This is a genomic window from Terrabacter sp. AAH1, assembly GCF_054456855.1.
The window spans coordinates 51,666-64,550 of the sequence record NZ_JBTJJV010000016.1 but is presented as its reverse complement, the minus strand read 5'-3'; the positions used below and the strand labels follow the sequence as shown (position 1 = coordinate 64,550).

Here is a 12,885-nt window from a genome sequence, read left to right as displayed (position 1 = left end):
ATGGAATTCGGATTCGACGCCAAGACCGAGGAGCTCCGACAGGGTCTGCTCGCCTTCATGGACGAGCGCATCGTGCCGTCCCTCCCGGTCTTCGACGAGCAGGTCGCTGCCCTGGACGACCGCTGGGCATGGAGCACCGTCCCGGTCCTGCAGACGCTGCGCTCCGAGGCGCGCGACCGCGGCCTCTGGAACGTCTTCCTCCCCGGAGAGAGGGGGGCCGGCCTCACCAACCTCCAGTACGCCCCGCTGGCCGAGATCACCGGGCGCTGCATCCGGCTCGCTCCCGCGGTGCTCAACTGCGCCGCCCCCGACACCGGCAACATGGAGGTGCTGGCCCAGTTCGGCACCGAGGCGCAGCAGGCCGAGTGGCTGGACCCCTTGCTGCGCGGGGAGATCCGCTCGGCGTTCGCCATGACCGAGCCGGACGTCGCGAGCAGCGACGCCACGAACATCGAGCTGTCGATCAGGCGTGACGGGGACGACTACGTCATCAACGGCCGCAAGTGGTGGATCACCGGGGCGATGAACCCCGACTGCCGCATCTTCATCGTCATGGGCAAGACCGACCCCCATGCCGACCGGCACCGGCAGCAGTCGATGATCCTCGTCCCGCGCGACACCCCGGGGCTCGAGGTCGTGCGTGGCATGGAGGTCTTCGGCTACGACGACCACGACCACGGTGGCCACGCCGAGCTGCGCTTCACCGACGTCCGCGTGCCGGCGAGCAACCTCGTCGCCGGGGAGGGCGACGGCTTCGCCATCGCACAGGCACGTCTCGGCCCCGGCCGCATCCACCACTGCATGCGCTCGATCGGCCTCGCCGAGGTCGCCATCGAGGCGATGTGCCGTCGAGCCTCCGAGCGGGTGGCCTTCGGAAGGCCGATCGCCGAGCAGGGTGTGGTGCGCGACTGGATCGCCGAGTCGCGCGTGCGCATCGAGCAGCTGCGCCTGCTCGTGCTCAAGACCGCGTGGCTCATGGACACCGTCGGCAACAAGGGCGCCCACACCGAGATCCAGGCCATCAAGATCGCCACGCCCAAGACCGTCGAGTGGATCCTCGACAAGGCGATCCAGACGCACGGCGCGGCGGGGTTGAGCCAGGACACCGAGCTGGCCGCCGCGTTCGCCGGCATCCGCACCCTGCGCTTCGCCGACGGCCCCGACGAGGTGCACAAGAACGCCCTGGCCAAGGCCGAGCTGAGGAGGCACGCCTGATGGACTTCGACCTCAGCGCCGAGGAGCGCGAGATCCGCGACTGGGTGCGCACCTTCGTGCGCAAGGAGATCATGCCGCTCGAGCCGCAGGTGCTCGAGCGCGAGCGGCGGCACGAACGGGGCATCACTCCCGACGAGCTGAAGGCGTTGCAGGACAAGGCGAAGGCGTCGGGCTTCTTCGGCATCCAGACCCCCGAGAGCCATGGCGGCATGGGACTGGGGGCCGTCGTCGCGGCCCTCATCGAGATCGAGCTCGGCCGCTCGTTCGTCCAGTTCAGGTTCGGCGGCGAGGCCGACAACATCCTCTTCAGCGCCACCGAGGAGCAGCAGGAGCGCTACCTCGTGCCGACCATCGAGGGCACGCGGAAGTCGTGCTTCGCGATCACCGAGCCGGGCGCCGGGTCCGACGCGCGTGCCATCCGCACGAGCGCGCGGCGCGAGGGTGACGAGTGGGTCATCAACGGGGAGAAGACCTTCATCACCGGCGGGCACGAGGCCGACTTCGTCATGGTCTTCGCCGTCACCGACAAGGAGAAGGGCGCCGACGGTGGGGTGACCTGCTTCCTCGTCGACCGCGACCGCGGCTGGGAGAGCCGGCCGATCGACACCATGGGCGAGTGGGGCCCGGCCGCCCTCTCGTTCCAGGACGTGCGCGTGCCGCACTCGGCGATCCTCGGCGAGGAGGGCAAGGGCTTCGAGCTGGCCATGCGCTGGATCGGCAAGGGCCGCTACATGCTGCCCGCGCGGGCGCTCGGGGCGTGCGAACGCCTCGTCGAGATGGGCATGGAGCACGCGCGCAACCGCGTCACGTTCGGCGAGCCGATCGCCAGCCGGCAGGCCATCCAGTGGATGGTCGCCGACTCCGCCGTCGAGATCGAGGCGCTGCGCTGGCTCGTGCTCACCGCGGCCTGGCAGGTCGACAAGGGGCTCGACTCGCGGCAGTCGCAGTCCATGGCCAAGCTCTTCGGCGGCGTCAAGGCCAACGAGATCGTCGACCGCGTGCTCCAGATGCACGGCGGCATGGGCTACACCCGCGAGCTGCCCGTCGAGCGGTGGTACCGCGAGCTGCGGTTGCTGCGCATCTACGAGGGCACTGACGAGATCCAGCGGCGCACCATCGCGCGCAACCTGCTCAGGGGGCACGCCTCGGTGCGTGGGCACCTGGGCTGACCTGACGGCATACGGCCGATTCCCCTTCCGCCGGTCCCGCACTCGGGCGCATGCTGGAGCGATGGCGGGACCTCCTGCAGCCGCGAGGCAGTTCAACAAGGTGGCCGTGCACCTCGCGGGGCACCGGTTCCTCCCGCTGTAGGCGGTGCTCCGGCACACGGGCCGCAAGAGCGGTCGCCCCTACGAGACCCCGCTCGCGGTGGTGCCCACGGACACGACCTTCCTCATCGCGCTGCCCTGGGGGCGCGGCACGGACTGGGCGCGCAACGTGCGGCACGCCGGCGGGTGCACCGTGCGCTGGAAGGGGCAGGAGTTCGTGTGCACCGAGCCGACGTTCGTGGGCAAGGACGTCGCGCTCGCAGCCACCACGGGCCTGCTCCGGCGGGGGATCGAGCGGCAGGACCTGCCGCACGGCTTCCTCCAGCTCACCCGCACCCCTGCCCCGCGACGCCCGGTGATGCAGTCCGGCTGGTAATGCCGCACCGCGGCGACACGGAGCGTCGAACGTCCGTTTTGTCGGATTCGCCGGGTCTCTGCGACATCATGGGTCAATGACGTCCGCGCAGAGGGCAGCGGCAGGCTGCAAGTCGCGGTCGGCGCCGACAGGGGGCGTCGGGTGATGCGCGGTCTCGTCGCGCGCTGGAACTGGTGGGTCTGGGCCCTGCTCTCGCTCGTCGGTGTCTTCGTGCTCGGCGTCACGGCGGTGCGCTTCGCCCCACCCGGCTCGACCGTCGCGGTCTGGTGGCCGGCGGCGGGGCTCGCGGTGTCGTTCCTGCTCGCGACCGGACGCGACCCACGCGCGTACGTCTTCCTCGTCGGGGTGCTGCTCTCGAGCGGGGCCGCGAACTACTACGGCGGCCGGCCTCCCGTGGTCGCCCTCTGCTTCGGGGTCGCGAACGCGGCCGAGGCGGCCGTCGTGCACGGCCTGCTCACCCGCGGCGCCCGCCGTCCCACCCTCGCGTCGATGGAGGACCTCTGGCGGCTGCTCGCGGCCACCCTCGCGGGGGCGCTCGTCTTCGGGCTGCTGGCCGGACTGACGGTGCGCATCGGTATGGGCGGCCCGTTCCTCGCGACGATGTCGGCCGTGACCGCCTCGCACGCCGCAGCAGTCCTGGTGCTCGCCCCGATCGGCCTCGCCGCGAGGGTCCGCCGCCCCCAGCCGCTCGGCCTGGAGGACGCCGTCCAGTGGGCGGCGGTGGTGGGCCTGACCGCATGGGTCTTCCACTCGGGTCAGCTGCTGCCGCTCGCCTTCCTGCCGATCCCCGTGCTCGTGTGGGGCGCGCTGCGCCTGGGCCAGCGCACCGTCGCGGTGCAGCTGCTCGTCGTCGGCGTGACCGCCGTCGTCATGACGAGCCTCGGCGGGGGGCCCTTCGCCTCGGCGGCCCTCACCCACGGCATCCGTCCCGAGACGGTCGGGGCGCTCACCCAGGCCTTCCTCGCCACCGCCGCCGTCACGGCGCTGTCGCTGGCCGTCGCGACAACGCAGCGCCGTAACGCCCTCGCCGAGCTGCGTGACGAGGTCGAGCTCAGCGGTGTCGTGCTCGACACGGCCGCCAGCGCCATCATCGTCGTCGACGCCACCGGCACGGTCGTGCGGCTCAACGCCACGGCGGCCCGGCTCATCGGCGACTCGGAGGAGGCGATCGTCGGACGCCGTGCTGCCGACGTCTTCCCCGTCGACGACCGGGATCGCGTGGCGGCCACGATGGCGGGCATCGCGAGCGGAGATTGCCCGCTCACCGAGGAGCACGACTGGGACGTGGAGGGCCTGGGCGTACGCCGTCTGGTGTGGACGAACGCGTACCTGACCGACGACGCCGGCCGGCGCACCCACCTCGTCAAGACCGGCGTCGACGTCACCGACGAGCGCGCCGCGCGCACCTTCGTCGAGGCGTTGCTCGAGGCGGCGACGGCGACCGCGATCATCGGCATGGACCTCGAGGGCATCGTCACGCTCTTCAACCGCGGGGCCGAGAACGTCCTCGGGTGGCGCGCGTCCGACGTCGTGGGCCGCCCGGACTGGCCGTTGCTGCACGACCCCGACGAGATCGCCCGGCGCGCCGCCGAGCTGGGGGTCGAGCCCGGCTTCGACGTGCTCGTCCACCTCGTGAAGCAGGGCGCTCCTGCGGAGGCGCGCGACTGGACGTGCGTGCGCAAGGACGGCACGCGGCGCACGGTGTCGCTCACCATGAGCGGCATCCGCGATGAGGGCGGCCACCTCACCGGCTACCTCGCCGTGGCCGAGGACGTGACGCGGCGCCGTCAGGCCGAGATCGCGCTGCAGGTCGCGCTCGACCGCGAGCGCCAGGCCGTCGAGGAGCTCACGGCGCTCGACCGCACCAAGTCGGACTTCGTCTCGACCGTCAGCCACGAGCTGCGCACGCCCCTGGCGAGCGTGCTCGGCTACGCCGAGATGCTCGAGGACGGAGCCGCCGGACCGCTGACCGACCGGCAGCTCGAGCTCGTCTCGCGCGTCGACCGCAACGGGCGCCGGCTGCTCTCGCTCATCGAGGACCTGCTGCTCAACTCCCGCATCGAGGCCGGACGCCTGCACCTCGACCTGCGCCGCTGCGACCTGTCCGACGTCGTCCGCAGCGCGTGGACGTCGGTGGACACCGTGACGGCCCAGCGCGACCTCGAGCGCCGTGTCGAGGTCGCCGAGAGCCCGCTGTGGATCGAGGGAGACCCGGTGGCGCTCGAGCGGATGGTGACGAACCTGCTCTCCAACGCCGTGAAGTTCACCCCCGACGGCGGCCGGGTGGGCCTCGACCTCGGGCCCGACGAGCACGAGCCGACCATGGTGCGTTTGGTCGTCACCGACACCGGCATGGGCATCCCGGCCGCCGACCACGAGCGCGTCTTCGCGAGGTTCTTCCGGTCGAGCGCCGCCAACGAGAGGGCGATCCAGGGCTCGGGGCTCGGACTGTCGATCGTGCGCGCCATCGCCGAGGGTCACGGCGGCACCGTCTCGGTCGAGTCCGAGCCGGAGCGGGGCTCCACGTTCACGGTGTCGCTGCCCAGGTCTGTTCCAGAGGCGAATTCCGGCGGACCCACCCTTTTGCGGGCGGGTCGGACATATCGTGACGACCAGGGCGACGCGTAGGGGGCGATCCCGCGCTCGCGGACGAGCGACACACGGACGGAAGGTCAGGGGACAGGGGTGCGCGACGGCGTGACGTGGGAGGTGCTGGCGCTCGGACGGCTCACCGACCTGATGAACCGGGCCAGTGCACAGGACGACCTGACCAGCCTCTTCGAGATGGTCGTCGACGGCGCGGCCGACGTCGTCGGCTTCAAGGTCGCCGCGATCAGCCTCGTCATCCCGACGGGAGACGTCGAGGTCGTCGCCGTGGCCGGTGACGACGACGCCCGCAGCGAGCTGATGGGCCGCCGCACCCCCCGCATCAACCTCGAGGCCGAGTTCGCGGCGGCCGAGCGCTGGGGCAGCCTGCGCTTCGTGCCGGCCGGCCAGCTGCCCGCCGGCTCCGGGGACGGCTGGGTCGCCTCCGACTGGACCGCACCGGTCGACGACCCCGACGCGTGGAACCCCGAGGACACCCTCATCGCGCCGTTCTCCGACGCCGTCGGCAACCTCCTCGACATCCTGTCGGTCGACCTTCCGCTGAGTGGCCGCCGCCCCGACCTCACCCAGCGCGCCGTCCTGGAGCTCTTCGCGCACCAGACGGGGATCGCGATCTCGTCCGCTCGACAGCGCAACGCGCTCGCCGAGCGGGTCAGGCTCGTCGAGGCGGTCCAGACCGTCGCCCGCATCGCCCAGGAGGACCTCGACCCGGCCAAGGTGCTCGACGTCGCCTCGGAGCCGATCGCCGCCGGCCTGGCGACGTCGGGGCTCTGGATGCGCGCCTTCGCGGGTGAGGACGACGACGAGCGCGAGAGCGTGGCGGCCCGCAGTGGCGGCCCGGTGCACACCCCCGTCTCCCTCGTCGCGATCGCCCGTGACATCGCGACCCGCCGCTGGCGTACGGGCAGGGTCGCCGTCGTCGAGCAGGACGGTGCCGGCGACGCCGACCTGGCGTGGCGGGCCGGCGAGCTCGCCGAGGTGCAGCAGTTCCTGCGCGACGCCGGGGCCCGCTCGATCCTCGTCGCACCCATCGGCTCGGGGTCGTCGTGCTTCGGCTACATCGCATGCACGCGGGGACCCGCCGACCCGGGGTGGACCGAGGCCGAGGCGGCCGCCGCGCTCGAGATCGGCCGTGACCTCGGGCGCGCCATCCGCAACGCCCGCCTGTATGCCGCCGAGCGCCGGGTCGCTGCCGAGCTGCGCGAGTCCGACCGCAGCAAGACCCAGCTCTTCTCCACCGTGTATGAGCTGAAGAACCCGCTCGCCTCGATCGTCGGGCACGTGGAGCTGCTGCGGCAGGAGCCGGACGGCAACCCGGACTGGTCACTGGGCGTCATCGAGCGCAACACCGAGCGCCTGCAGCACCTCGTCGACGACCTCCTGACGCTCTCGCGGGTGAGCGACCCGGACCGGGCCCTCCCCGAGGCCGACGTGGACCTGGGTGTCGTGTCACGTGACGTCGTCGACATGTTCCGGCCGCGCGCCGACCACCAGGACGTGACCCTCACGTTCGACCTGGAGCCCGCGCTGCCGCTCGTGCGCGGCAGCGCCGGCGACCTCGAGCGGGTGGTGCAGAACCTCGTCAGCAACGCCGTGAAGTTCACGCCGGCAGGTGGCTCGGTGGCGGTGTCGGTCGCGAGCCGCCGTGACCGGGTGGTGCTGGAGTGCGCCGACGACGGTCTCGGCATCTCGCCGGAGGACCAGGCGGGTCTGTTCACCGAGTTCTTCCGCGGCACCAACCCGGCCAGCCTCAGGGTGCCGGGCACCGGGCTGGGGCTCAGCATCGCCCAGCGCGTGGTGTCGCGGCACGGGGGCCGCATCCACGTCGACTCCGAGCTCGGGCGAGGCACGAGCGTCCGGCTGCTCCTGCCCGCCCTCTGAGTGCACTGACCGGGGCGCCCGCCTCAGGACGCGTGGTGCCCGTGCGTCGTCGCGTGCGTGCGCGGCGCCAGGTCTGTCGAGAACGACCGGGCCCGCAGCAGCAGCGTGGCGCCGACGACGATGCAGACGATCTCGGAGGCGGCCGCGGCGAAGACGGCGAAGCCCTTCCACTCGGTGTGGATGCCGAGCAGGCCCACCGTCGAGGAGATGACGAACGCACCCAGCGTCGCCGCGCCGAAGCCGAGCGTGAGGAAGGCCGGGACCCAGTGCTCCCAGCGCAGCAGCATGATCGCGATGACGACGCCCGCGACCACGTTGACGAGGAACATCGGCCCGACGGACTGGTTGCGCACGCCGTCGAACCACAGGTAGCCGTGCACCGCGGCGGAGACGAGCAGCGCCACGGCACCCAGGATGCGGAGTCTCATCAGGTCACTCCATCCGTCCGGCTCGCCGCGCGGCGTCGGGGTGGCGCCGTGGTGTCGGACTCTCCACCCGGAGACGACACCCGGGGTGCGCCGGTTCACGAGGGGTGCGCTCAGCCGTCGCCGCCGGGGCCGTATGCCGTGAGGAACCGGTCGCGGAAGCGGTCCATCGGCCACACGGGTGCGTCCGTGCCGGGCCGCAGGCCCTCCTGCCAGCCCCAGCCGTGGATGCGCTGGAGGACGGCCGGGTCGCGGGTGACGAGGGTGACGGGCACATCGTGGCTGGCGTTCTCGCCGGACACGACGCTGACGGGCTGGTGGTCGCCGAGGACGAGCACGACGAGGTTCTCGTCCTGCGTCCCCCGCAGGAACGACACGACGCTGTCGAGGGAGTACGCGACGGTCTGGCCGTATGCCGTCCGGATGCGGTCGGTGCTGCGCCACACGACGTCGCGGGTGGGTGCCTTGCCGGCGTCGGCGAGGAAGACCGAGCCGTCCCCGACCTCCGACCAGTCGACGAGGCGCGGCAGGGGAGCCCACGGCACGTGGCTGGTGACGAGGTCCACCTCGGCCATGACCCGGGCCCGGTCGGTCTTGGCCAGCTCGAGCCGGTCGAAGGCCGCGAGGGTGAACTGGTCGGGCATGGGCGCGTAGCCGTAGCCGGGACCGGCGTAGCCGAGCGTGCGGCGGTCGTAGACGCGGTCGTAGCCGTAGAACGCCTGACCCTCCGGCCAGTCGCGAAAGTTGGCCGGGACGACGTCGACGGTGCGCCAGCCGGCCTGCGAGAAGGCCCGGGTGAGCGTGAGGCGCCGCGTGTCGAGCAGCTGGTCGTAGCGCTGCTGGCTGCTCACCCAGAGGCCGGACTGGAGCGTGGAGTGGGCGAGCCAGCTGATGCCGCCGAAGGTCGGCGACGTCAGCCAGGCGCTGCGAGTGCTCCAGCCGTCGGCGCGCAGGCTGCTCGTCCCGGCGGACAGGGCTCGGGCGACGTCGGGGCTCTGCTCGACGGCCACACGCCCGTAGCTCTCGACGAACACGACGACGACGTCCTTGCCGCGCAACGCGGTGAGGAGCTGGTCCGGACGGGTCCCGGCGAAGGCGTCGACCGGGATCTGCGTCGCGAAGGCGGCTCGGTCGGCGGCCGCCTCGCGCACGGTCGTCACCTCGTGGGCGGTCAGGGTCGCGGTGGTCGCCGCCGCGACGGGCAGGTCGCGACCGACGCTGACGCCGAGCGGTGCGCAGACCGCCCACACGACCGCCCCGGCGGCGACGACCCGCCACGCCACGGGGCGGTGTCGCTGGACGAGCCGGCCGATGCGGAGCACCGCCCACGGCACGAGCACGAGCAGGCCGAGGAGCACCAGGGCGGCCCCGGCGACGACGAGCAGGGCGACCGTCGACCCCATGGAGTCACCGACGAGGTCGCGGGCCGACCCGGCGTAGCGCCAGTCGGTCAGCGCGTTGAACGGACGGTAGAGCGTGGCGACGAAGACCCCGTCGAGCACGCGGAGGGCCAGCATCGCCCCGAGCAGGACGCCGACGACGACGGCCAGCCACCGGCGTACGCGACCGGGGAGCACGAGCAGGGCCGCGAGCAGCACGACTCCCTCGATCGGGACGCGGAGCGCCGCCAGGGGCGTGGCCGCCCAGCCGATGGCGGGGACGGGTGCGACGAGCGCTACCCACAGCACCACGAGGGCGATCGCCGTCGCGACGTGCCCGAGGGCCCGGCGCACGGAGGTGGGCCGGACGGTGGCGCTCACTGGACCGCTTCGGCCACGGTGACGTCGAGCGGGACCGGGTGGGGGAGGGACGTCGCGGCGTCGGGCGCGGGCAGGCGCCGCAGGGCCGCCACCTCCGTGCCGAACGAGACGACCAGCAGCGCCAGCCCGGCCGCGACGCTCAGGGTCACGAGCCGCTCGTCGAGGACCTGCGCCGACGCCACGGTCAGCGCGATCCCCTGGTAGGCCGCCACGACCTTGCGCCAGCGACGGGCGGGCACCTGCCCGCGTAGCCAGGGTGCCCACCGGCCGGCCACGCCGACGGCGAGCAGCACATAACGTGCGGCGCCGATGCCGAGCACCCACCAGCCGAGGTCGCGTGCGACCTGCACGCTGAGGACGAGGATGAGGAAGGCGTCGGTCTCCATGTCGAAGCGGGCGCCCATGGGGTTCGCCGTGCCCGTGCGCCGGGCCACCCAGCCGTCGACGGCGTCGAGCGCCAGGGCGACCGAGGAGACGGCGACCAGGACGCCGAGCCCGCTGGGTGTGCCGGCCCCGCCGGACGAGGCGGCCACGAGAGCGGTGACGCCGCAGACGAGCACGGCCCGGGTGAGGGTGACACGGTCGGCGGGCAGCAGCGCGCGCCGCCCGACGCGGACGAGCCCGCAGGAGAGCGCCGCCAGGAGGGCCACGCCGCTGGCGAGGCCCGCCATCCACCCGCGCTGGCCCAGCCCGCCGACGTCGTGCAGCCCGGTGAGCAGGCCCAGCACGCCGACGAACCCGATGACCGGGCCGGGGGGGATCAGCTGACGCACGCGCCTCCACCTCATCGAACGGGGTTTGAACCAAGGACGACGTGGCCGCCTCCGGAGTTCAGAGTCCGCTCTAGTCTGGGGCCGTGTCCAGCGTCGCGCAGGCCTTTTGGGTCGCCGAGCCCGGCAGGGGCGAGCTCCGGCCCGTCACCCTGCCCGCGGCGGGTCCCGGCGACGTGCTGGTGCGCTCGTTGCACTCGGGGGTGAGCCGCGGCACCGAGACGATCGTCTTCCGCGGTGCGGTCCCGGCCGACCAGCACGACGTGATGCGCGCCCCGCACCAGGAGGGCGACTTCCCGGGACCCGTGAAGTACGGCTACCTCAACGTCGGCGTCGTCGAGCAGGGACCGCCGGCGCTGCGCGGGCGCACCGTCTTCTGCCTGCACCCGCACCAGACGGCGTACGTCGTGCCCGCGGAGGCGGTGGTCGCCGTGCCCGACGACGTGCCGCCCCGGCGGGCGGTGCTCGCGGGCACCGTCGAGACGGCTGTCAACGCACTCTGGGACGCGGCACCGCTCGTCGGTGACCGCGTCGCCGTCGTGGGCGCCGGGATGGTCGGGTGCTGCGTCGCCCGGCTGCTGGCCCGCATCCCGGGGGCCCGGGTCACGCTCGTCGATATCGACCCGTCGCGGTCCGGGGTCGCCGCCGGGCTCGGAGTGGGGTTCGCGCGCCCCGACGACCTCGACCGCAGCGAGCACGGTCACGACCTCGTCGTCCACACGAGCGCCACGAGCGCGGGCCTGCAGCTCTCGCTCGACCTGCTCGCGCCGGAGGCGACCGTGCTCGAGCTGAGCTGGTACGGCGACCGCACCGTGGAGCTGGCGCTCGGCGGCGCGTTCCACTCGTCGCGGCTCGGCGTCCGCGCGAGCCAAGTGGGTTCCGTTGCGGCAGCGAGGCGCTCGCGCTACTCGTACGCGCAGCGGCTCGCGCTGGCGCTCGACCTGCTGCGCGACCCAGCCTTCGACGTGCTGCTCACGGGGGAGTCGTCCTTCGGTGAGCTGCCCGACGTGCTGCCACGCCTCGTCGACGGCAGCCTGCCCGCCATCTGCCACACGATCACGTATCCCACCGCCCACTGACCACCCAGCACGACCCACCCACCACCGATCGGGGGAGCCCGTTGTTCAGTGTCACCGTCCGGGACCACATGATGGTCGCGCACAGCTTCCGGGGCGAGGTCTTCGGGCCCGCGCAGGCGCTGCACGGCGCGACGTTCGTCGTCGACGTGACCTTCCGCGGCCCGCAGCTCGACGACGACGACATCCTCGTCGACATCGGTCTGGCGACACAGCACGTCCACGAGGTCGTCGGTGAGCTCACCTACCGCAACCTCGACGACGACCCGGCCTTCACGGGCGTCAACACGTCGACCGAGGTGCTCGCGCGAGCCGTCGCCGACCGCGTCTGCGAGCGGGTGCGTTCGGGGCAGCTGGGCGCGGCGTCCGAACAGGTGACCGGTCTCGCGGTCACCCTGCACGAGTCGCACGTCGCCTGGGCCACCTACGAGCGCGACGTGTGACGACCGTCCACGCCGTCGTCCCCGACGGCATCGACGACCCCGCCCGACCGAGCGGCGGCAACACGTACGACCGACGCGTGCTCGACGGTCTGCGGGTCGCGGGGTGGACGGTGCACGAGCACCCCGTCGCGGGTGACTGGCCCCGACCGGACTCGACGGCGCTCGCGGGCCTTGCGGCTGTGATGTCCGAGATCCCCACGGACGCAGTGCTGCTCGTCGACGGTCTCGTCGCGTCGTGCTCCGCCGACGTCTTCGTCGAGGAGGCTCGGCGCCCGCGGCTCGTCGTCCTCGTCCACCTGCCGCTCGAGGTCGCTGACCCCGCAGCCGCGCCCGAGGAGGGGCGCGTCCTTCGGTCGGCGGCAGCGGTGCTGGCGACGAGCGACTGGACGCGTCGCCGCCTCACCGACACGTACGCGCTCGCGGACGACAGGGTCCACGTGGCCCACCCCGGCGTCGACGCCGCGCCGCTCGCGCCGGGCACACCGCACGGCAGCTCGCTGCTCTGCGTCGGTGCCGTGTCGCCCCTCAAGGGACAGACCGACCTCGCCGACGCGCTCGGCCGCGTCGCCGACCTGCCCTGGCACTGCGTGCTGGCCGGTGCCCTCGACGTCGACCCAGACTGCGTCGCCGACGTGCGAGGGCGGCTCGCCTCTGTCGACGTCTCGCAGCGCGTCAGCCTCGTCGGGCCGCTCGGGAGGCACGCTCTCCAGCGGGCGTATGCCGCCGCCGACCTCGTCGTGGTCCCCTCCCGTGCCGAGACCTACGGGATGGTCGTGACGGAGGCGCTGGCGCGGGGGCTGCCCGTCGTCGCAACCCGCGTGGGCGGCATACCGGAGGCCCTGGGCGCCAACGGCGCCGACGTGCCGGGCGTGCTCGTCGCGGCCGACGGGCCCGAACCGCTCGCCGCCGCACTGCGCCAGTGGCTGGCGGACGCCGACCTCCGATCGCGATTGCGCTCTCGCGCGGCCGCGCGGCGTGCCACGCTGAGCCCGTGGTCGAGGACGGTCGCCGACGTCGCGCGAGTGCTGGAGCGGGTGAGCCGTGACTGAACCGGCCGTCTCCCG

11 protein-coding genes are annotated in these 12,885 nt (G+C 73.0%); 8 read left to right on the top strand and 3 right to left on the bottom strand.

The window, feature by feature from the left end:
* The 5 genes from ACXR8F_RS19075 to ACXR8F_RS19055 all read left to right on the top strand — a co-directional run bounded on the left by ACXR8F_RS19075 (window position 1) and on the right by ACXR8F_RS19055 (window position 7,347).
* Entirely contained in the window at window positions 1-1,215 is a 1,215-nt protein-coding gene (locus ACXR8F_RS19075) for an acyl-CoA dehydrogenase family protein (protein ID WP_458802902.1), read from the top strand.
* Window positions 1,215-2,384 (top strand): acyl-CoA dehydrogenase family protein, encoded by a 1,170-nt coding sequence (locus ACXR8F_RS19070; RefSeq protein WP_045191025.1) that lies wholly within the window; start codon window positions 1,215-1,217, stop codon window positions 2,382-2,384. Before ACXR8F_RS19075 ends, ACXR8F_RS19070 begins: the two co-directional genes overlap by 1 nt.
* Window positions 2,385-2,529: 145 nt before the next feature.
* On the top strand, window positions 2,530-2,859 hold the full coding sequence (locus ACXR8F_RS19065) for a nitroreductase family deazaflavin-dependent oxidoreductase (protein ID WP_458802899.1): 330 nt from the start codon (window positions 2,530-2,532) through the stop codon (window positions 2,857-2,859).
* A gap of 144 nt (window positions 2,860-3,003) precedes the next feature.
* A complete protein-coding gene (locus tag ACXR8F_RS19060) occupies window positions 3,004-5,487 on the top strand; it encodes a sensor histidine kinase (protein WP_458802897.1) in 2,484 nt (827 codons plus the stop codon).
* A gap of 57 nt (window positions 5,488-5,544) precedes the next feature.
* Entirely contained in the window at window positions 5,545-7,347 is a 1,803-nt protein-coding gene (locus ACXR8F_RS19055) for a sensor histidine kinase (protein WP_458802895.1), read from the top strand.
* Window positions 7,348-7,370: 23 nt separating this feature from the next.
* On the opposite strand, the gene ACXR8F_RS19050 is transcribed toward ACXR8F_RS19055, so the two are convergent.
* From ACXR8F_RS19050 to ACXR8F_RS19040, 3 genes are all read right to left on the bottom strand, one after another.
* Complete coding sequence (locus ACXR8F_RS19050; RefSeq protein ID WP_045191022.1) at window positions 7,371-7,775, bottom strand: hypothetical protein; 405 nt, start codon at window positions 7,773-7,775, stop codon at window positions 7,371-7,373.
* Between the two features lie 110 nt (window positions 7,776-7,885).
* Entirely contained in the window at window positions 7,886-9,532 is a 1,647-nt protein-coding gene (locus ACXR8F_RS19045; protein WP_458802893.1) for an alkaline phosphatase family protein, read from the bottom strand.
* On the bottom strand, window positions 9,529-10,305 hold the full coding sequence (locus tag ACXR8F_RS19040; RefSeq protein WP_458802889.1) for a CDP-alcohol phosphatidyltransferase family protein: 777 nt from the start codon (window positions 10,303-10,305) through the stop codon (window positions 9,529-9,531). Before ACXR8F_RS19040 ends, ACXR8F_RS19045 begins: the two co-directional genes overlap by 4 nt.
* An 83-nt stretch (window positions 10,306-10,388) precedes the next feature.
* On the opposite strand from ACXR8F_RS19040, the gene ACXR8F_RS19035 reads away from it, so the two are divergent.
* The 3 genes from ACXR8F_RS19035 to ACXR8F_RS19025 are packed head-to-tail and all read left to right on the top strand — an operon-like array spanning window position 10,389 to window position 12,870.
* Window positions 10,389-11,381, top strand: a complete 993-nt coding sequence (locus ACXR8F_RS19035; protein WP_458802887.1) for a zinc-dependent alcohol dehydrogenase — start codon at window positions 10,389-10,391, stop codon at window positions 11,379-11,381.
* A 41-nt stretch (window positions 11,382-11,422) separates the two neighbouring features.
* Complete coding sequence (locus ACXR8F_RS19030; protein WP_045191020.1) at window positions 11,423-11,821, top strand: 6-pyruvoyl trahydropterin synthase family protein; 399 nt, start codon at window positions 11,423-11,425, stop codon at window positions 11,819-11,821.
* Complete coding sequence (locus ACXR8F_RS19025) at window positions 11,818-12,870, top strand: glycosyltransferase family 4 protein (protein ID WP_458802885.1); 1,053 nt, start codon at window positions 11,818-11,820, stop codon at window positions 12,868-12,870. Before ACXR8F_RS19030 ends, ACXR8F_RS19025 begins: the two co-directional genes overlap by 4 nt.
* The last annotated feature ends 15 nt before the right edge of the window (window positions 12,871-12,885 follow it).